19 protein-coding genes and 1 pseudogene are annotated in these 18,864 nt (G+C 72.0%); 12 read left to right on the plus strand and 8 right to left on the minus strand.

Going from position 1 to position 18,864, the window contains the following annotated elements:
* Window positions 1–30 precede the first annotated feature (30 nt).
* The 3 genes and pseudogenes from VAB18032_RS33275 to VAB18032_RS00455 all read left to right on the plus strand — a co-directional run.
* Window positions 31–396, plus strand: a pseudogene (locus VAB18032_RS33275) (hypothetical protein); the annotation flags it as partial.
* A complete protein-coding gene (locus tag VAB18032_RS00450) occupies window positions 393–629 on the plus strand; it encodes a hypothetical protein (RefSeq protein WP_043719197.1) in 237 nt (78 codons plus the stop codon). The pseudogene VAB18032_RS33275 and the gene VAB18032_RS00450, both read left to right, overlap by 4 nt.
* 264 nt (window positions 630–893) lie before the next feature.
* Window positions 894–1,772, plus strand: a complete 879-nt coding sequence (locus tag VAB18032_RS00455) for an LLM class flavin-dependent oxidoreductase (protein ID WP_081476228.1) — start codon at window positions 894–896, stop codon at window positions 1,770–1,772.
* 11 nt (window positions 1,773–1,783) lie between these two features.
* Here the strand turns inward: VAB18032_RS00455 and VAB18032_RS00460 are convergent, their stop codons facing one another.
* Window positions 1,784–2,215: an ASCH domain-containing protein gene (locus VAB18032_RS00460; protein ID WP_043722496.1), complete on the minus strand. Its 432-nt coding sequence runs from the start codon at window positions 2,213–2,215 to the stop codon at window positions 1,784–1,786.
* A gap of 109 nt (window positions 2,216–2,324) precedes the next feature.
* On the opposite strand from VAB18032_RS00460, the gene VAB18032_RS00465 reads away from it, so the two are divergent.
* Window positions 2,325–2,840, plus strand: a complete 516-nt coding sequence (locus tag VAB18032_RS00465; protein WP_013730789.1) for an alpha/beta fold hydrolase — start codon at window positions 2,325–2,327, stop codon at window positions 2,838–2,840.
* A 116-nt stretch (window positions 2,841–2,956) separates the two neighbouring features.
* Here the strand turns inward: VAB18032_RS00465 and VAB18032_RS00470 are convergent, their stop codons facing one another.
* Entirely contained in the window at window positions 2,957–3,499 is a 543-nt protein-coding gene (locus VAB18032_RS00470) for a phosphoribosyltransferase (RefSeq protein WP_013730790.1), read from the minus strand.
* A 180-nt stretch (window positions 3,500–3,679) separates the two neighbouring features.
* On the opposite strand from VAB18032_RS00470, the gene VAB18032_RS00475 reads away from it, so the two are divergent.
* The 4 genes from VAB18032_RS00475 to VAB18032_RS00490 all read left to right on the plus strand — a co-directional run bounded on the left by VAB18032_RS00475 (window position 3,680) and on the right by VAB18032_RS00490 (window position 7,957).
* Entirely contained in the window at window positions 3,680–4,315 is a 636-nt protein-coding gene (locus VAB18032_RS00475) for a septal ring lytic transglycosylase RlpA family protein (RefSeq protein WP_013730792.1), read from the plus strand.
* Between the two features lie 100 nt (window positions 4,316–4,415).
* Entirely contained in the window at window positions 4,416–5,543 is a 1,128-nt protein-coding gene (locus VAB18032_RS00480) for a PP2C family protein-serine/threonine phosphatase (protein WP_013730793.1), read from the plus strand.
* Between the two features lie 128 nt (window positions 5,544–5,671).
* On the plus strand, window positions 5,672–7,528 hold the full coding sequence (locus tag VAB18032_RS00485; protein ID WP_013730794.1) for an acyl-CoA dehydrogenase: 1,857 nt from the start codon (window positions 5,672–5,674) through the stop codon (window positions 7,526–7,528).
* 159 nt (window positions 7,529–7,687) lie between these two features.
* Window positions 7,688–7,957 carry a DUF6458 family protein gene (locus VAB18032_RS00490; protein ID WP_013730795.1) on the plus strand — a complete coding sequence of 90 codons (270 nt, stop codon included), beginning with the start codon at window positions 7,688–7,690 and terminating at the stop codon, window positions 7,955–7,957.
* Between the two features lie 78 nt (window positions 7,958–8,035).
* Here the strand turns inward: VAB18032_RS00490 and VAB18032_RS00495 are convergent, their stop codons facing one another.
* Complete coding sequence (locus tag VAB18032_RS00495) at window positions 8,036–8,575, minus strand: SixA phosphatase family protein (protein WP_043719200.1); 540 nt, start codon at window positions 8,573–8,575, stop codon at window positions 8,036–8,038.
* A gap of 115 nt (window positions 8,576–8,690) precedes the next feature.
* On the opposite strand from VAB18032_RS00495, the gene VAB18032_RS00500 reads away from it, so the two are divergent.
* Window positions 8,691–8,975 (plus strand): DUF6458 family protein, encoded by a 285-nt coding sequence (locus VAB18032_RS00500; protein ID WP_013730797.1) that lies wholly within the window; start codon window positions 8,691–8,693, stop codon window positions 8,973–8,975.
* 56 nt (window positions 8,976–9,031) lie between these two features.
* On the opposite strand, the gene trhA is transcribed toward VAB18032_RS00500, so the two are convergent.
* Window positions 9,032–9,709, minus strand: coding sequence for a PAQR family membrane homeostasis protein TrhA (trhA, locus tag VAB18032_RS00505; protein WP_013730798.1), 678 nt, complete (start codon window positions 9,707–9,709; stop codon window positions 9,032–9,034).
* A 106-nt stretch (window positions 9,710–9,815) separates the two neighbouring features.
* Here trhA and VAB18032_RS00510 point away from each other — a divergent pair, with 106 nt between their 5' ends.
* Genes VAB18032_RS00510 through VAB18032_RS00520 form a run of 3 tightly spaced genes read left to right on the plus strand, consistent with a single transcriptional unit; the run spans window position 9,816 to window position 12,062 of the window.
* Window positions 9,816–10,478: a 5-oxoprolinase subunit B family protein gene (locus VAB18032_RS00510; protein ID WP_013730799.1), complete on the plus strand. Its 663-nt coding sequence runs from the start codon at window positions 9,816–9,818 to the stop codon at window positions 10,476–10,478.
* Window positions 10,475–11,329, plus strand: a complete 855-nt coding sequence (locus tag VAB18032_RS00515; RefSeq protein ID WP_013730800.1) for a 5-oxoprolinase subunit C family protein — start codon at window positions 10,475–10,477, stop codon at window positions 11,327–11,329. Before VAB18032_RS00510 ends, VAB18032_RS00515 begins: the two co-directional genes overlap by 4 nt.
* Window positions 11,313–12,062, plus strand: coding sequence for a LamB/YcsF family protein (locus VAB18032_RS00520; RefSeq protein ID WP_013730801.1), 750 nt, complete (start codon window positions 11,313–11,315; stop codon window positions 12,060–12,062). The genes VAB18032_RS00515 and VAB18032_RS00520 overlap by 17 nt, the downstream gene beginning before the upstream one ends.
* 77 nt (window positions 12,063–12,139) lie before the next feature.
* Here the strand turns inward: VAB18032_RS00520 and VAB18032_RS00525 are convergent, their stop codons facing one another.
* The 4 genes from VAB18032_RS00525 to VAB18032_RS00540 form a co-directional block, all read right to left on the minus strand.
* A complete protein-coding gene (locus VAB18032_RS00525) occupies window positions 12,140–13,975 on the minus strand; it encodes an NHL domain-containing thioredoxin family protein (protein WP_013730802.1) in 1,836 nt (611 codons plus the stop codon).
* Window positions 13,976–14,144: 169 nt separating this feature from the next.
* Complete coding sequence (locus VAB18032_RS32455; protein ID WP_013730803.1) at window positions 14,145–16,706, minus strand: hypothetical protein; 2,562 nt, start codon at window positions 16,704–16,706, stop codon at window positions 14,145–14,147.
* A 343-nt stretch (window positions 16,707–17,049) separates the two neighbouring features.
* Complete coding sequence (locus tag VAB18032_RS32270; protein WP_013730805.1) at window positions 17,050–17,187, minus strand: hypothetical protein; 138 nt, start codon at window positions 17,185–17,187, stop codon at window positions 17,050–17,052.
* A gap of 213 nt (window positions 17,188–17,400) precedes the next feature.
* Window positions 17,401–18,861, minus strand: a complete 1,461-nt coding sequence (locus VAB18032_RS00540) for a dihydrolipoamide acetyltransferase family protein (RefSeq protein WP_013730806.1) — start codon at window positions 18,859–18,861, stop codon at window positions 17,401–17,403.
* Window positions 18,862–18,864 lie beyond the last annotated feature (3 nt).

Genomic DNA, 18,864 nt, shown 5'->3' on the forward strand with positions numbered 1-18,864 from the left:
GCCGGTCGGACGGCGGAGCGGCGAGGGAGGTTACGTGCGGCGCGTCTCGTACGACGAGTATCTCTCCGCTACCGCGTTGACGTTCGCGCGGCGGCATCGGCCGGTGTGGTCCTGGCAGCGCTGGCGGCGTGTCTGCCGATGCGGTGCCGACCTGCCCTGTCGTGCCCGGCACCGGATCCCGATCAACCGTGGTCACTGGCCGCCGGAGAGTGAGCAGTGACGGGCGGGCCGGAGCGCATGATTCTCGCCGTACACGTTCGAGGACTCGACGGTATGTGTGCGGGTTGCCGGGTGTGGTGGGCGCGGCTGGTGCCGTACCCGTGTTGGCAGGTGGAGTGGGCGACGAGCCGGCAGGCCCGCGCGAGCGTGGCCCGGTTCCTGGGGGGCGTGCGGTGAGCACGCACGGTCCGGTGTTGCCGATCTGGAGCTGCGGTGGCTGTGACCTGCCGTGGCCGTGCCCGACGCGGCGGCGGGAGCTGCGGGCGGAGTATGCCGGTGCGCCGGTGTCGTTGGCCCTCTACCTCGGGGTCTGTCTTGTCCAGGCCGCCGAGGACATGCCGTGGGCGCCGGCCGGGGCGTTGCACCGACGCTTCATCGGCTGGGCCAGGCAACCCTCAGAAGGACAGTAACCGGGCCAGAACACATCAGGACGAGACGAGCGCTGGCTCCGTCGACCACGGGACCTCGTAGGTGGCCGACTGTCGGTACGCTGCTGGCCGTGGGAGCGATCAGGCCGTGGCATCTGTTCATTCTCAGCCTGTGCTGTCTGGTGCCGCTCGCCGCGGCGGCTGTCGCTGGCCTCTGGATGGCGCGACGGGACCGCAAGTAGGGACCGAGGTCTCCGACGCGATGGTGCCGCGCCCGATGACCGGGCTCGCCGTACCCTGGTGATCATGCGGATTGGCATCGTGATTCTGCCCGACCAGCGCTGGTCGGTGGCCCGGCACCGCTGGCAGCAGGTCGACGAGTGGGGGTTCGACCACGCCTGGACGTACGACCACCTGGGCTGGCGGGATCTGGTGGACGGGCCCTGGTTCGACTCGATGGCCACGCTGACCGCCGCCGCGACGGTGACCTCCCGGATCCGGCTCGGGACGCTTGTCGCCTCGCCCAACTTCCGGCATCCGACGGCGTTCGCCCGGCAGGTGACGGCACTCGACGACGTCTCCGACGGTCGGGTGCTGCTCGGGCTCGGCGCGGGTGGCATCGGCTTCGACTCGGCGGTGCTCGGTGGCGAGACCCTGCCGCCACGGCAGCGGGTGGACCGGTTCGGCGAGTTCACCGAGCTGCTCGACGCGATCCTGCGCGAGGACGGTACGACGTGGCGCGGCGACTGGTTCGCGGCGGTCGACGCGCGCAACAACCCCGGGTGTGTGCAGCAGCCACGGGTGCCGTTCGTGGTCGCTGCGAACGGGCCGCGTTCGATGCGGCTCGCCGCCCGGTACGGCCAGGGTTGGGTGACCATCGGCAACGGTGGCGACGACCTCGACACCTGGTGGGCGGGGGTGGCCGAGACGGTGGCCCGGTTCGACTCGGTGCTGGCGGCGCAGGGGCGTGACCCGGACGCGCTGGACCGCTATCTCTCGTTGGACGCGGCTCCGATCTTCTCGTTGAACAGCGCCCAGTTCTTCGCCGACCAGGTCGGGCGGGCAGCCGAGTTGGGCTTCACCGACGTGATTACGCACTGGCCCCGGGAGAGCAGCTGGTACGCCGGTGACGAGGCGGTCCTGGCCGACGTCGCCACCCGCCTCCTGCCGCAGCTACGAGGCTGAGGACGCCGGGGTCAGGTGCTCAGGTCGCCGGTGGCGATGCCGCCATCGCCAGCGCTGACCAGGCGGAAACGGAGGCAGACGATCTGGGTGTCGTCGGTGACCGGGGTGCCGATGCGGGCCCAGTAGGCGGCGTGGCCGGCCCGCCATTCCTCGATCGAGCGGTCGCCCTCACCCTCGGCGCGGGCGAAGTCCCAGGGCACCTCGGCGAAGCGGCAGGTCTGCACGTCGGTCACCTCGACGACGCCCAGCAGCGCGTCGTGGTCGTCGACGAGGGCCAGCCGCTCACCGACGTGTTCGAGTTCCTCGCCGTCCGAGGCGTACTCGTCGAGCAGGCCGGCGGTCGCGGTCTTCACCCCGTTGAGCACCAGCGTGTTGAGGTGGGTTCGCAGCTCGCCGGGGGTACCGAGAGCGAGGGCGCGCAGGTCGCCGATCCGTGGCCACATCCTGCCGAGGGTACCGGCCGACCAGCTGGTGGGTGCCCGGTGACGCTTCGGCCATGCCGCCGCGGCTTTTCTGGCGGTACGGTCGATGCCCGACAAGAAGGAGATGTCCATGGCGGACCGACGTGCGGTGCTCATTCCGGGGCGTGGCTACGACACCCGGTACCCACTGTTCCTCTATCTGGGTGAGGCGCTGCGGCGGGCCGGTTTCGGGCTGCACGGGATCTCCTGGCAGGTGCCGGAGGACTTCGACGTGGACACCATCGGCAGGTGGGTGTGCGACCAGGTCGCTCCGTCCCTGAATGAACGCACGGACCTGCTGGTCGGCAAGTCGCTCGGCACGCTGGCCGCGCCGCTGGCGGCCGCGCGCGGGTTGCCCGCCGTCTGGCTCACCCCGCTGCTGCACCGGGCGGAGCTGGTCGACGCGCTGCGCCGGGCCACCGCCCCGTTCATCCTGGTCGGCGGTACGGCCGACTCGTCCTGGGACAGCGCGACCGCCCGGCGGCTGACCCCGCACGTGCTGGAGATCCCGGCCGCCGATCACGCGTTGATGGTGCCGGGGCCGCTGGCCCACTCGGCCGAGGCGCTCGGCCGGGTCTGCACGGTGGTCGAGGGCTTCGTCCGCTGAGCTCAGCTGCGGGCGCGGCGCGGCTGTGGGCGCGGCGCGGGTGCGGGCGCGGCGCGGGGCGGGTGTTAATAAGGGGCCCTTGCTCTACCTGAGGCGTTAATAAGGTGCCCTTCCTTTCACCCGGGCAGGGTGGTGAGGGCGTGGATGCGGAGGGTGGTCGCTACGGACGGGGGGCAGTCGACGACCACTGCGGAGGTGCCCACCGGTTCCGCGCCCAGGCTGGCGCAGATGTCGTAGAGGGCCTGGACCTGGGCGGCGGTGGCGACCCAGTCGTCCACCACCAGCACCCGGTCGCCCGCGCTCAGGTGCCGGCTCTGCACCGCCAGGTCGACGCGCCGACCACGGAAGTCGGACGGACTCTGCGCCCAGGTCAGTGGCCCGGCGGGCAGTCGTCCGTCACCCGGCTTGTGGGCCGGCACGAAGCCGACGCCGAGCGCGGTGGCGGCCAGCGGGCCGAGTAGGAAACCGGTGACCGCCGGTGCGACGACCACTGTGGGGCGGGCCGCCCGGAACGGTGCGACGAGTGCCGGGCCCAACTCGGCCAGGACGGTCGGGTCCCGCCACCAGCCGGAGACGTCGCTGACCAGGTGGCTCGCGTCCGGGCCCGGGTCGACCCAACGGAACAACTCGACGAGACGCTTGCTGAGCTCGGCGGACATCCTCCTATGGTGCGCCGGGACGTCAGCGGGCACCGGGCCGCCCGGCCGATCGCGGGTCGGATGATCGGCTTCAGGTATCGCCGCAATTCCGGGCATACCACCATGATCACGTTGACTTCGGAAGTGCTTCTCTCGTTATGGTCCGACCCGATTTGATCTGTTGAGGAAAGGACCGGGCCGGTGACTGGTAGGCACACCCGTACCCGAAGGATCAGTTCGCCGGCCGGTATCGCGGCCAGCGCGGTGGTGGCCGTCGCGCTCGCCGTCGGTGGCACCGTCGGCGCCGTACGGCTGACCGCCGGGTCGGAGCCGGTGCGGCCGGCGGCGATCGAGCTGTTGCCCAGCTCCGCCACGCCTGACCTGGCCAGCGGCTCGCCGAGCGTCAGCGCCTCACCGAGCGCGACCGCGAGCCCGACGCCGACCCGTACCGCGCAGGCGCCGTCGCGCAGCAAGCCGCGTACGCCCAGCGCCAAGCCGACGCCGAGCACGAAGCCGACGCCCACCGCGAAGAAGACGACGGCACGACCGGTGGTGGAGACCGGTTCGTGCGGGGCGTCGTTCTACTGGCAGGGTCAGATGACCGCCAACGGCGAGACGTTCAACCCGGAGGACATGACGGCCGCGCACAAGACGCTGCCCTTCAACTCCAAGGTCCGGGTGACCAATCCGGCCAACGGCAAGTCGATCACCGTCCGGATCAACGACCGGGGTCCGTTCATCGCCGGCCGTTGCCTGGACCTGTCCCGGGCCGCGTTCGCCGAGATCGCGTCGCTCGACCTGGGCCACATCGAGGTCCGGTACGAGGTGCTCGGCTGAGCCGGTGCCGGCCGGCGATCGGCTCTGGCCCACGATCCTGGTGGCCAGAGTCCGCTCGTACGACGGGTCAGGTTCGTGCTTTCGTTCACATCTATCAGGCATGCTGTCGGACGTACGCACGCGACTCCTCCAGCCGGGCCGTAGCCCGCTGAGCCCCGGATCCCGCGCCGGCCTCGGCGCGGCCCTCGTTCTGCTCGCAACCGTCTCGGCGGTGGAGTTGGCGGACGGCCGTGCGGCGAACTACATCGCGTTGATGGTGGCCGCCCCCTTCCTGGCCGCCGCGTTGGCGTCCTGGCGGGTGGTGCTCGGCGCCGGCACGGTGGCATCTCTGCTCGGGGCCGGTTTCGCGCTGGCCGAGCGGACGCTGTCGTTGTCCACCGCGGTCGCCGTGGCGGGCATCGTGCTGGGCACCGGCATCGCCGCGGCGGTGGCCTCGGTACGAGAGCGGCAGGCCAAGCAGATCGCCGAGTTGTCCAAGCTCGCGGCGGTCGCCCAGCAGGCGGTGCTGCGCCCGCTCGGCCCTCGGGTGGGTGCCCTGTCGGTGGCCGGGCGGTACATCTCCTCCACCGCGCGGGCGGAGATCGGTGGCGACCTGTACGAGGCGATCGAAACCCCGTACGGCGTACGCATGATCATCGGAGACGTACGCGGCAAGGGGCTGGAGGCGGTCCGGCTGGCCAGCATCGTGCTCGGCTCGTACCGGCATGTGGCCTACGAGCGGGCCGATCTGCGGGCCGTGGTGGCGGACCTGGACCGCGCGGTGGCCCGCAACGTCGGCGACGAGGACTTCGTCACCGCGGCGCTGGTCGAGGAGCGTGGCGGCACGCTGACCATCGTGAACTGCGGGCATCCGGCTCCGCTGCTGCTGCGCGGTGGTGCGGTGATCCCGCTGGAGCCGCCCGCTCCCGCGCCGCCGCTGGGCTTCATGCCGGTGGTGCGTCCCCGGGTGGAGCGGTTGGAGCCGGGCGATCGCCTGCTGTTGTTCACCGACGGTCTCGGCGAGGCGCGTCGGGACGGCGAGTTCTTCCCGACTGCGGACCGGGCCTGGCGGCTGCTCGGGCACGGGACGGTCGCCGACGGCCTGGCGTCGCTGGAGACCGCGCTCAAGGAGTGGGTGCACGGCCGGCTCGACGACGACATAGCGCTGGTGTTGATGGAGTACACGGGCACCGCCAGCGGTGTGACCGCGGTGGTGCCGAGCTGGGAGGTCGGCGCGACCGAGAGCTGACCGGAACCCCCGTGTTCGATCGTGTGTAATTGCTGTCACTTCGGCGAGCGACTTGTCGCTGTCTACCCGCGAGTAATACAGTCGGGGTTACTGATCGGTAACACCTGTCCGGAAGCGGGGCCAGCGGCATGACCCACTACAAGAGCAACCTTCGGGACCTCGAGTTCAACCTGTTCGAGGTGTTCGGGGCGGACCGGGCGTTCGGCCAGGAGCCGTACACCGACCTCGACGTCGACACGGCGCGCACCTTCCTCGCCGAGATGGACCGCCTGGCCCGCGAGGACCTGGCTGCCAGCTACACCGACAGCGACCGCAACCCACCGGTCTTCGACCCGGCCACGCACACCGCGCCACTGCCGGAGTCGTTCAAGAAGTCGTACCAGGCGTTCATGGACTCCGAGTTCTGGCGGCTGGACCTCCCCGCGGAGCTGGACGGCAGCAACGCCCCCCGGATGCTGTGGTGGGCCCTCGCCGAGCTGGTGCTCGGCTCGAACGCCCCGATCTGGATGTACGCCTCCGGCCCGTCCTTCGCCCACGTGCTGCGGGTCGAGGGCACCGAGCGGCAGAAGAAGTGGGCCAAGCTCTTCGTCGACAAGCAGTGGGGCTCGACGATGGTGCTCACCGAGCCGGACGCCGGCTCGGACGTGGGCGCCGGCCGGGCCCGCGCCATCCCGCAGCCGGACGGCTCGTGGCACATCGAAGGCGTGAAGCGCTTCATCACCTCCGGTGAGCACGACCTCAGCGACAACATCGTCCACTACGTGCTGGCCCGCCCGGTCGGCGTGGAGGGCGTGGGCGGCCCGGGCACCAAGGGTCTGTCGCTGTTCGTCGTGCCGAAGTACCACTTCGACGAGGAAACCGGCGAGCTGGGCGAGCGCAACGGCGTGTACGCCACGAACGTCGAGCACAAGATGGGCCTGAAGGTCTCCAACACCTGCGAGCTGACCTTCGGCGAGCACGGCGTACCCGCCAAGGGTTGGCTGATGGGCGACAAGCACGACGGCATCCGGCAGATGTTCATGATCATCGAGTACGCCCGGATGCTGGTCGGCACCAAGGCGATCGCCACCCTCTCCACCGGCTACCTGAACGCCCTGGAGTACGCCAAGAACCGGGTGCAGGGTGCCGACCTGCTCCAGTCGACCGACAAGACCGCCCCCCGGGTGACCATCACCCACCACCCCGACGTACGCCGCTCGCTGCTGCTGCAGAAGTCGTACGCCGAGGGTCTGCGGGCGCTGGTCTGCTACACCGCCTCCTGGCAGGACAAGGTCGCCATCGCCGAGGCGGCCGGTGACGAGAAGGCCACCAAGCTGGCCAAGCGGGTCAACGACCTGCTGCTGCCGCTGGTCAAGGGCGTCGGCTCGGAGCGGGCGTACGAGCTGCTCGGGCACGAGTCCCTGCAGACCTTCGGTGGCTCCGGCTTTCTCCAGGACTACCCGCTGGAGCAGTACGTCCGGGACGCCAAGATCGACACCCTGTACGAGGGCACCACGGCGATCCAGAGCCTCGACCTGATCTTCCGGAAGATCGTCCGGGACAACGGCAAGGCCCTGATGGCGGTGGCCGCCGAGATCCAGGAGTTCATCACCAGCGAGGGCGGCAACGGCCAGCTCAAGCAGGAGCGCCAGGCGCTCGGCAAGGCGCTGACCGAGATCCAGACCATCCTCGGCGTGCTGACCGGCTGGCTGGGCGAGGCCCAGGGCGGCGACACCCGGGCGCTCTACAAGGTCGGGCTCGCCAGCCGGCGGTTCCTGCTGGCGATCGGTGACCTGGTGGTCGGCTGGCTGCTCCAGAAGCAGGCGGAGGTGGCGCTGAAGGCGCTGGCCGGGGAGGTCTCGGCGGCGGACAAGGCGTTCTACACCGGCAAGGTGGCCGCCGCCCGGTTCTTCTCCCGCGAGGTGCTGCCGCGCATCGGCGCCGACCGGCGCATCATCGAGGGCACCGACCTGGAGATCATGGACCTCCCGGAGGAGGTCTTCTGACCTGTGGACAGCGGCTCCAGGCGGCCGGTGGGCGTACTGCCCGCCGGCCGTCGGCCGTGTTCGCCCCGGCGCGGCGCGGGTAACCCCGGCTCGGACGGGTAACCGTCGCGAGCCAGTCAACGTACGCCCAGAGCAACCGCACGGGGGAGTGCCGCGCACATGGGCATTGGTAGTGGGATCTTCCTGATCGCCATCGGTGCGATCCTGACCTTCGCCATTCGGGCAAACGTCTGGTGGGTCGACCTACGCGCGGTCGGTTGGGTGTTCATCCTGGCCGGCCTGGGCGTCCTGCTCACCACGCTCTGGTTCTGGCAGGACCGCCGAAAGCGGGCGAGGACGCTGATCGTGGAGGAGAACCGGCTGTCTCATCCGACCGCGATGATGCCGCCACCTCCCGATCCGCCGCCGCCCACCGCACCACCGAGCTGAGACGACACACGCGCTGAGTCAGCGGGACGGACAGGCTCCCGCTGACTCGGCGCGTCCGTGTTCAGCCGCGGGTGTGGTTCAGCCTCGGGCGGTGTGCCGGGTGCTGATCGCCGCCGTACCGCGAGCCAGGTCCGCCCACGGCAGCGTGCTCCGGTGCACTACCAGGTCGCTGGTGTGCAGCCCGGCCGGGTCGGCCCGCTGTGGGTCGAGCAGCTCCGACAGCAGCGAGATGCCCGGGTTGTGGGCGATCAGCAGGACGGTGCCGACCGTCGGATCGACCCGTCGTACCAGGGTCAGCAGATCCTCCGGATGTGCCTCGTACGCATCCGGCTCGTAACGGACCTCCGGCACCGGACCGGCCGGGCCACCCTCCGGGGGTGACCCGGTCATGCCCATCTCGACGCCGTGCCAGGTCTGTCGGGTCCGCAGCGCCGCCGAGCAGAGCACCACCTCGGGCAGCAGCCCGTACCGGGCCAGCCAGGCACCGGCCGCGGCGGCGTCGGCTCGTCCCCGCGCCGACAGCGGGCGCTCGACGTCGAGACCATCCGCCGTGGGCGGTTCCGCCTTGGCATGCCGCAGCAGCACGAGCGTCCGTTCCTGCACCGCGCCGTCCCTCATGTCACCAGCTTGCCCGATTGGCGATCTCCGTGCCGGGGTAAGTCCAGGCATGCCGCAACCTCATCGATGGCCGCGGCGAAGTGGAATGCAGCTTCGATAGCCGAGGAGACGAGAGATGGGCATCGGTGGCAGTATCTTCCTGATCGCGCTCGGCGCGATCTTCGCGTTCGCCGTGGAGGCGGATCTCGGCTGGCTCAACCTGAGCGTCGTCGGCTGGGTGCTGATGCTCACGGGGGTTGCCGGCCTGCTAGTGACGCTCTACTTCTGGAACTCGCGTCGACGGACCGTGGTCACCCCGGTCCGTCAGGAGCGGGTCGTCGCCGACCGGGCCGTACCGGTGCAGGACGACCGGGTGGTGCAGGAGTACCGCGAGGTGCGCCGACCCGGCCCCACGGTCTGATCCGCGTACGCAAACCGGGGGTCGGTGGGTTCGCCCACCGACCCCGTGGCCTGCGGTCAGGCGAAGAGGGCGAAGTAGATGGCGATGTGGTGACAAATCGCCGCGACCAGGGTGCAGGCGTGGAAGAACTCGTGATGCCCGAACACGGTGGGCCACGGGTTCGGCCGGCGTAGCGCGTAGAAGACCGCGCCGACGGTGTAGATCGCGCCACCGACGCTGAGCAGCACCAACGCGGTGACACCGCCCTGGCGCAGGATGTCCGGCAGGATCGCCACCGCCACCCAGCCGAGCGCCAGGTAGAGCGGTGCGGAGACCCACCGCGAGACGTGGGGCCAGACCATCTTGAGGGCCACGCCGGCCAGCGCGCCGCCCCAGACCACCGCCAGCATGGTCACGGTGGCGCGGTTGTCGAGCAGCAGCAGACAGAACGGCGTGTACGTGCCGGCGATGAACAGGAAGATCATCGAGTGGTCCATCCGCCGCATCACCTGGAAGCCGCGGGTGGACCAGACGCGACGGTGGTAGAGCGCGCTGGTGCCGAAGAGGCCGCAGACGGTGAAGCTGTAGACGGCGCAACTGATCAGGGGTGTCCAGCCGGGTCGGGCGGCGGCGATCGAACAGAGCACAATGCCACAGACCACGGCGACGAAGAACGCGTACGTGTGCAGCCAGCCGCGCATCCGGGGTTTCCCGATGTCGACCGGCTTGAGCCGGGACGGTGCTGAGGTCGTCACATCACCAGGTTACGGCAGCGTAGGTTACTTTCGGGTAGTGCAACGGGTCACGCTTGCGGACGAGTGGATGACGCATCCGGGTGCCCCGGTCCGAAAGGATAGTGGCATGCGGATCAGACGCGTCGGTGGGCACGCCCTGCTCCTCGACTTCGCCGCACCCGCCGACCGTGAGCCCGACTCCCCCAACCCTGCCGAGCCGGTGGACCCCGCAGTGGTGGAGGGGTGGCGGGCCGAGCTGTGGCGTCGTCGGGAGCGGGGCGACCTGGTGGCCACCGAGATCGTCCCGGCGGCGGCCACCGTGCTGCTCGACGGCGTACCGGACCCGGCGACCACCGCGGCCGCCATCAGGACGTGGACCCCGACGCCGCCGCTGACCACGTCGGCCGCCGCCGAACCGGTCGAGGTGCCGGTGACGTACGACGGGGAGGATCTGCCCCGGGTGGCGGCACTCTGGCACACGGATGTGCCGTCCGTGGTGCGCCGCATCGCGCATACCGAATTCCGGGTGGCCTTCTGCGGCTTCGCCCCCGGCTTCGGCTACCTGACCGGGCTCCCCGCCGAACTGGCGGTGCCCCGGCTGCCCTCGCCGCGACCCCGGGTGCCGGCCGGCTCGGTGGCACTGGCCGGCCCGTACGCCGGGATCTATCCCACCGCCTCACCGGGCGGTTGGCTGCTGGTGGGGCGTACCACGCTGGCCCTGTTCGACGTGCACGCCGACCCGCCGGCCCGGCTCACCCCCGGCACCCCGGTGCGCCTGCTGCCGACATGAGCGAGATCGAGGTACTGACCGCCGGGGCGCTGACCACCGTGCAGGATCTGGGCCGCCCCGGCTGGGCGCACCTCGGGGTCCCCCGCTCCGGCGCGCTCGACCCGGAGGCGTTACGGCTGGCCAACCGGCTGGTCGGCAACCCGGAACCGGCGGCCGGCCTGGAGATCACCATGACCGGCTGCGCACTGCGCTTCACCCGGGCCACCACCGTTGCCGTCGTCGGTGCCGAGGTCGACGTCCGGGTGGGCGAGCGGCCCGGCGACCCCGGTCGTCCGCTGGCCGTACCGGCGGGGGCGGTGTTGCGGATCGGCCCCGCCCGACGGGGTCTGCGCTGCTGGCTGGCGGTGGCGGGCGGCATCGCCGTGGACCCGGTGCTGGACAGCCGGGCCACCGACACCCTCGCCGGACTCGGACCGGCACCACTGCGCGACGGCGACCGGCTGCCGGTGGGCGTCCCGATCGGCCCACCCGCCCCGGTCGACGTCACCGTGCCGAGGGCACACCCGCAGGAGCTGCACCTGACCGTCCGCCTCGGGCCGCGACACGACTGGTTCGACACCGTGGCGCTCGACCGGCTGTACGGCACGGCGTACACGGTGAGTCCGTTGAGTAACCGGGTCGGCGCGCGACTGACCGGCGCACCGCTGCCCCGCGCGGTGCCCGGGGAACTGCACAGCGAGGGGGTCGTCCTCGGTGCGGTCCAGGTGCCGGCGGACGGCCAGCCGTTGATCTTCCTCGCCGACCATCCCACCACCGGCGGATATCCCGTCATCGCCGTGGTGGACGACGTGACCCCGCTCGCCCAGGCCAGACCAGGCACTACCGTCAGGTTCCATGGACCTCAACGCTGATCTCGGTGAAGGCTTCGGTGTCTGGCAACTCGGCGACGACGAGGCACTGCTGGAACTGGTCACCTCGGCCAACGTGGCCTGCGGCTTCCACGCCGGTGACCCGGTGACGATGCGCCGGGTCTGCGCCGCCGCAGCCGAACGCCGGGTCGCCGTCGGTGCCCAGGTCGGCTACCGCGACCTGGCCGGCTTCGGCCGTCGACACATCGCGTACGAGTTCGCGGAACTGCGTGACGAGGTCCTGTACCAGCTCGGTGCGCTCGACGCCTTCTGTCGCGCGTACCGCACCCGGGTCCGCTACCTGAAGCCGCACGGCGCGCTCTACCACGCGGCGGCCCGCGACGAGACACAGGCGGCGGCGGTGGTGGCCGCCGTGAACGACTACGACCCGGAACTGCCCCTGCTCTGCCTGCCCGGTTCGGTGCTGGCTCAACTCGCCCAGGGCGCAGGGTTGCGGGTGGTGGCCGAGGGCTTCGCCGACCGCAACTACCTGCCCAACGGTCAACTGGTGCCGCGTACCTCGCCCGACGCCCTGGTCACCGACCCGATGGAGGTGGCCCGCCGGGCCGTACGGATGGCCACCGAGCAGACGGTGGTGGCCACCGACGGCAGCGTGTTCCCGTGCGTGGTCGACTCGATCTGCCTGCACGGCGACAGCCCCGGCGCGGTGGCCGCCGCGGAACTCGTCCGCGCCGCCCTCATCGACGCCGGCGCCACCCCCACCCCCTTCACCTGAGGTGAAAGGAAGGGCACCTTGTTAACGCCTGCGGTAGAGGAGGGGCCCCCTGTTAACACAATCCGCCCGATGCGGCGTCAGCCGGCGTCGAGGCCGCGCAGCACCAGAGGGAGACGGGTCGCGCTGCCGGTGGCGACACGTACCGGGATGCCCCAGTCCTGTCGGGTCAGGTGGCACGCCGCATGCTCGACGTCGGCGTCGCAGGTGGCCGCCTGGGCGGTCACCTGGAGCACGCCCTCGGTCACCGAGTCGGAGAGCACCAGCCGGCGGGACAGGTCCGTGCTGGTGCCGGCCCCCTCGACCAGCAACTCCGGCGGGGACGCGGACACCATCACCCGGGTGGACGGGCCGTACGTCTCGTCGAGCTTCTGCCCGGGCGCCGGGGTGAAGATCACGTCCAGCGTCACCTCACCGGCCGCCAGGTCGGTCGGCTTGCGTTCGGTCCGGTGGCGCGGGCCGTCGACGGTGCTCGCGCCGACGGCGGAGAGCGCACCCGGGGCCAACCGGGTGATCCGGTGCCCGGCGGACTCCACCACCAGCACCGCACCGTCCGGGGTGAGCGCCAGGTCGCTCGGCTCGGCCAGGTCGGTGGCCACTGTCGACACCTCGTCCGTCGCCGGGTCGTAGCGCCGTACCGCCCCGTTGTAGGTGTCCGCGATCAGCACCGAACCGTCGGGCAGCGCGCAGACGCCGAGCGGGTGCTGGAGCAGCGCCTGCGCCGCCGGCCCGTCCACGTGACCGAAGTCGAACAGGCCTTGACCGACCGCCGTACCCATGACGTCGTCCTCGACGTACCGGATGGCACTGCTCTCGCTGTCGGCGACCCAGAGTCGGCGGCCGTCGGCGGAGACGGCGAGCCCGGACGGCTGCGCCAGCCAGGTCTCCGCCAGCGGCCCGTCGCGCAGCGCCTCCACAGTCGTGCCGGCGTACATGCCGGCGGTCCGCTTGATCGGATCGAACCACCACAGTTGGTGGATGCCGGCCATGGCGATGACGACCTTGTCGTCGTACCAGGCGAGGTCCCAGGGCGAGGAGAGGTCGACCGAGAGCGCGTCGTGGGCGTGGTCGTCGACCGTGGAGCGCCACTGCCGCCCGGTGCCGGCCACGGTGACCACCTCACCGCTGCCCAGGCGTACGCCGCGCAGCAGGTGGTTGACCGTGTCGGCGACCACCAGGTCGTAGCCGGCCACCTCGGCCACGTGCGGCGGGAGCAGGCACAGCCCCTGGGGCTCGGAGAAGGTCGCGGTGTCGGCCGTACCGTCGACCCGGCCCCGGCTGCCGGTGCCGATGGCGCGCAGCAGCGTCTCCCCGTCGGCGGCCAACTCGACCACCCGGTGCCGGGCGGAGTCCGACACCAGCAGGGTGCCGTCCGGCCCGACCACCAGCTTTCCGGGGAAACGCAGGGTGGTCTGCGGCTCCGCCGGCGGGACGTACGGGCCGTCGCCCCGGTGCAGCGTGCCCTTGGCCTCGTGGGTGGCGACCAGGTCGTCGATCAACCGGGCCAACCCTTCGGCGTGACCCTCGCCGGCCATCGTGGCCACCACGTAGCCCTCGGGGTCGATCACCGCGAGGGTCGGCCAGGCGCGGGCCGCGTACTGCTGCCACATGTCCAGCTCAGGATCATCGAGTACGGGGTGGTGCACGCCGTACCGCTCGACGGCGTCGGCAAGCGCGACCGGATCCTTCTCGTGCTCGAACTTCGGCGAGTGCACCCCGATCACGACGAGGACGTCCGCGTACTTCTCCTCGAGCGGGCGCAGTTCGTCAAGCACGTGCAGGCAGTTGATGCAGCAGAACGTCCAGAAATCGGCGATCACGATCTTGCCGCGGAGGTCGGCGAGCGTCAGCTCGCGCCCCCCGGTGTTCAGCCAACCCCGACCCCGCAGCTCCGGCGCCCGTACGCGTGCACTCATACCCCCATCGTGCCGTACCGCAGGCCGCGCCGACCCGCTGGGCGGATCACCTGGCGGCATCCAGCACGAGCGGGCCGCCTCCGGGCCACCGGAGTGTGCGAAAGCGCCCGCCCCTTGGCGAGGGCGGGCGCTTCGCGTTTGTCGTAACCGCGCGGGTGGCAGCGAGTGATCAGCCGGCGGAGTTCTTCAGGCAGAGCACCGGGTTGGCCACGTCGCCGCGCAACTCGACGTACGGCAGGGCGGGGTCGGGGCACTTGTCCTTCGACTCGACCTTCGACACCACGCTGAACGACTCCGGCTCCCCGCACACCGCCTCGACGGCGGAGTCGCCCGAGCGCTTGACGCAGGAGCCGACCGCCGGGTCGAAGGCGTTGTCGTCCGAGCCGCCGAACTTGCCGAGCAGCAGCAGTAGGCCGAGCGGGATGGCGAGGATGAGCACCGCGGCGACAAGCACCGCGGCGAGCACCCGGCCGTTGCGTACCTTCGGTGGCGGCGCGTCGGCGGCCGGCTCGGCGACCGGCTTGAACGCGTCGAAGCGGCCCTGCTCCGGCTCGGCTGCCGGCGTGCCCGGACTCCACGGCGCGTTCGCCTGGGGCCCCGGCGGGAAGGCCGACGTGTGGTCTGGGCCCGACTCCGGACGGGCGGGGGAACCGTAGGTGACGCCGGGGCGGTCGGTCGGGCCGCCGAAGGGGTCGCGAGCCGCGCCGCCGTACGGGTCACCGGCCGGGCTGCCGAAGGGATCCCCGGCGGGGCCGCCGAAGCGGTCGGCCGGTCGCTCCGGCTCGGGGTGCGGCTTGACGCCGTTGACCGGCCGATCGGTGGCCGGCGCGTCGGCGAAGGCGGGCAGGCCCGGCGGGAAGGCCGGGGACGCGGGAGCGGCTGCGCCGGTGAAGGCGGACGGTCCAGCCTGCTCGTGATCGGCGAAGCGTGGCTCCGGGCCCTGGCCGAACCGGGGCGGCTGGGGCTGCTCCTCGCGCTCCTGGACCGGCTCCTCCGGCTCCGGACGGGCCGGCCGGCCGTACACCCGAGGTGCCGGCGTGCTGGTCGGGATGGCCGTGTGATCGGCCGGCGGGGTGACCCGGCTGGTCGTCGGCACCGACGCGCTGGCCGAGACGCCGCCGGCCGCCGCCGTCGGCGGGGTGGCCCGGCCGACCGACTCGGGCGAGGTACGGGGGGCGGGGATCGACGCCTCAGCCGGCGGCTTCGGCTCGTCCGGCCGCGACTCGGGCTGCCCCCAGCTGCCGGCCGGCTGGTCGGCACCGGGGCGCTGACCCGGCGTGGACTGGTCGCCGGGGTACTGGCCCGGGGCGGAATAGTCGGCCGGGGGTGCCGCAGCCAGGCTGGCACCGGGGATCCGCTGCTCCTGCGGCGGCAGCGGAACCATGTTGGCCGGCGAGATGCCGGGCGCCGGCGCGGGCTGGTACACCGGGCTCTCCTCGGCACGCCCGGTGTCGGATCGGGACGGCCCTGCCTCGGGTGCCCCGCCACCACCCCAGGCCTCGCCGGGTGCCCACGGCTCGATCTCGGTCAGCGGCGCGCGGTCGGCGGCGTTGCGGGACGGCAGCGGCGATGCCGATCCGCTGGCGGCCTCGGTGGGCGTCCAGGCCGGGGCCTGATCCTGAGCCCAGCCAGCCGGCTCCGGCTGGCGTCCCTGGCCGACGGGCCAACCGGGTTGTTCCTGCTGCTCGCCCGGCCAGGCACCGGCGCGGGCCGGGTCGCCGGGAGCGGAATGCTGCTGCGGTGCCGGGTCGGCCGGTGGCACCTGGGCGGTGGCCCGGGCGGCCGGCTCGCCGCGCGTCGCGGCCTGATCGGTCTGAGCCCAGTCCGGCTGCGCGGACGGGCCGCCCTGCGCCCACTCCGGTTGGGCTGCCGGGCTGGTCTGCGCCCAGTCCGGCTGCGCCGGCGGGTTGGCCTGCGCCCAGTCGGGCTGGGCGGGCTTGGCCTGGGCCCAGTCCGGCTGCGCGGGGGAGTTGCCCTGCGCCCAGTCCGGTTGCGCGGGCGCACTGCCCTGCGCCCAGTCCGGTTGAGCAGGCGGGCTGCTCTGCGTCCAGTTGGGCTGCGCGGGCGAGTTGCTCTGCGCCCGCTCGGACTGTGAAGGCGGGTTGGCCTGCGCCCAGTCGGGCTGGGCGGGCTTCGCCTGCGCCCAGTCCGGCTGCGCCGACTCGGGTGCGCCGGCGGCCCAGCCGGGAGGTTGCTCCCCCGGGCGGGGGGCGGTGTTCCACTCCGGCTGCTGGTTGCCCTGCCAACTGGCGGGTGGGGAGCCTGACTGGCTGCTCGCGGACTGGTCCGACGAGGTCTGGTGGGGTGTCCACTCAGCTGGCTGGGTGCTCTCTGATGTGGGGGCACCACCCCAGGCCGGGTTGCTCTGCCCAGCGTTGGCCCAGGCCGGCTGGTCCGACGTGGACGCTGCCGGCCAGTTGGCGGCGGGCTGCTCGCCCGGTGGGTTCCAGGACTGCTGGCCGCCGGCCGGCGTCCAGGTGCCGGCGCTCGGAGCCTGCGCCTGCCGGTTGGCCTGCTGGTTGCCCCAGCCGGCACCCGGCTGACTCGCCCAGGCGGGAGCGGCCTGGTCGGGTCGGGCCGGCGGTGGGGGTGCCCAGCCGAGATCCGAGGCAGGTGCGCCGTATCCGTTCTCCTGCTGAACCGGGCGGTCGCCGTACGGCGCCGATCCGCCGCCGCCCGGCGGCACCTCGTCCGGCTCGTGGCCGGGGTGGTGCGGGCCCTCGGACGTCATGCGTGCGCCTCCTCCATCACATGTCGGCCGCCGTCGCCGATCGTCTCGGCCGGGCAGCCGGCGGTGCCGGCGTGCCGGCCGTGCCGGCTCCCCCCGCACCGTATCCGGTGGTCACCGGGGCGCATCCGGGGAGCGCCAATCATCACTGTCCGTTGCCGGGTGGTGTCGATTCGCATCTATCGCATCGACCTTCCCGGGGCCGGGGATGACGACCGTGCCCCACCGTACCGGGCGCTGGGGCGAGGCGGTATCCCGGTGTCAGGGCATGGGCGCAATGACAACGACCCGCCCGGTGATCCGGGCGGGTCGTCGTCGGGGAGGAGGTGAATAAACGTCGTGGGCGTCAGTGCATGTGACGCTGGGCGATGACGAGGATCTCGTCGCGTACGGCCGGCGAGCTGGCGGAGCGCAGGGCCCGCTCGATGGCCCGGGCGCGGCGGTTGGCGTCGCGGCGGCTACGGATTCGCTCGATCATGCTCATGGTTCTCTCCTGCTGGCTATTCGGTTGTCGGCCCGGTGATGTCTCTATTGAACAGCAAAACGCCGCCAGCATCCATCGATTATTAGGTGAGCTGCGCCACGAGCCTACGAATCTTAGGTGTGGGGTGCGATGTGGACCGGCATTCTTCACCCAACGGCAACGGCCGGCGTGCCGGGCGTTCACCCGTGGCACACCGGCCGTCGTCGCAGCGCGTCAGGTCCAGGCGAGCAGTGCCGCCTCGGGGTCGGTGAGGAAGTCACCGATGTCGCGCAGGAACTTCGAACCCAGCTCACCGTCGATGATCCGGTGGTCGAAGGAGAGCGCGAGCGTGGTCACCATGCGTGGTTTCACCTTGCCCTTGTGCACCCAGGGCTGCTCGCGCACCGCCCCGAAGGCCAGGATCGCCGATTCCCCCGGCGGCAGGATCGGGGTCCCGGTGTCCACCCCGAACACACCGACGTTGGTGATGGTCAGCGTGCCGCCCGACATGGCAGCCGGCGAGGTCCTGCCGGCCTTGGCGGTCTGCACCAGGTCCGTCATCGCGTCCGCCAACTCCCGCAGGGTCAGCCGGCCGGCATCCTTGATGTTCGGCACGATCAGGCCGCGCTCGGTGGCCGCCGCGATGCCCAGGTTGACGTACTCCTTGACGACGATCTCGTCGCCGGCCCAGGTCGAGTTGACCATCGGGTGTCGCTTGACCGCCAGCAGCACCGCCTTCGCCACCAGCAGCAGCGGCGAGACCCGTACGTCGCGCCACTCCCGCCGGCCACGCAGCCGGTCCAGCGCCTTCATCGCCCGGGTCATGTCGATGGTGAGGAACTCGGTGACGTGCGGGGCGGTGAACGCCGAGCGGGACATGTTCTCGGCGGTGAGCTTGCGTACCCCCTTCACCGGGATGCGCTGCTCGCGGTCGGCACCGAAGCTCGCGGCGGAGGTGGCCGCCGCGCCGACCGTCAGCGGCTCGGCCGCAGCCGACGACGCCGCCACCGCCTGCTGGACGTCCTCCCGGGTGATCGAGCCGAGCGGGCCCGAGCCGGTCAGCGTACGCAGGTCGACGCCGAGATCCTTGGCGAGCTTGCGTACCGGCGGCTTGGCCAGCACCGGACCGCCGGGGTGACCGTTGCCGTTCACCGTCGGCACCGGCGCGGCCTGCACCGGCACCGGAGCCGCGACGACCGGGGCCGGCGCGGCCGGGGTGACCGGGGCGGTGGTGGCCTGGGCCGGGGCCGCGCCCTTGCGGGGACGGCGCTTCGCGGCGGTGGTGCGCGGGCCGTAGCCGACCAGGACGGCGGTACGACCGCCCGGTGCGGGACCGCCGATCAGGCCCGGCTCGACCGCGCCCTCTGCCGGAGCGATGTCGACGGCGGCCAGCGACGCCGCCGAGGGCGCGGGCAGTTCCTCGGTCGAGGACTCGACCGGCCCGGCGCCCGGGTCGGTGTCGATCGCGATGATCGGCGTACCGACCTCGACCGTGGTGCCCTCCGGGTGGAAGATCGCCTGCACCTGACCGGCCCACTTCGCGGGGATCTCCACCGCCGCCTTGGCGGTCTCCACCTCGACGATCGGTTGGTTCAGCTCGATGGTGTCGCCCACCTTGACCAGCCAGGCGAGGATCTCGCCCTCGGTCAGGCCCTCCCCCAGGTCGGGAAGGTTGAACTCCTTGATCCGGGACATAAC

The organism is Micromonospora maris AB-18-032 (assembly GCF_000204155.1).
GTDB lineage: Bacteria > Actinomycetota > Actinomycetes > Mycobacteriales > Micromonosporaceae > Micromonospora > Micromonospora gifhornensis.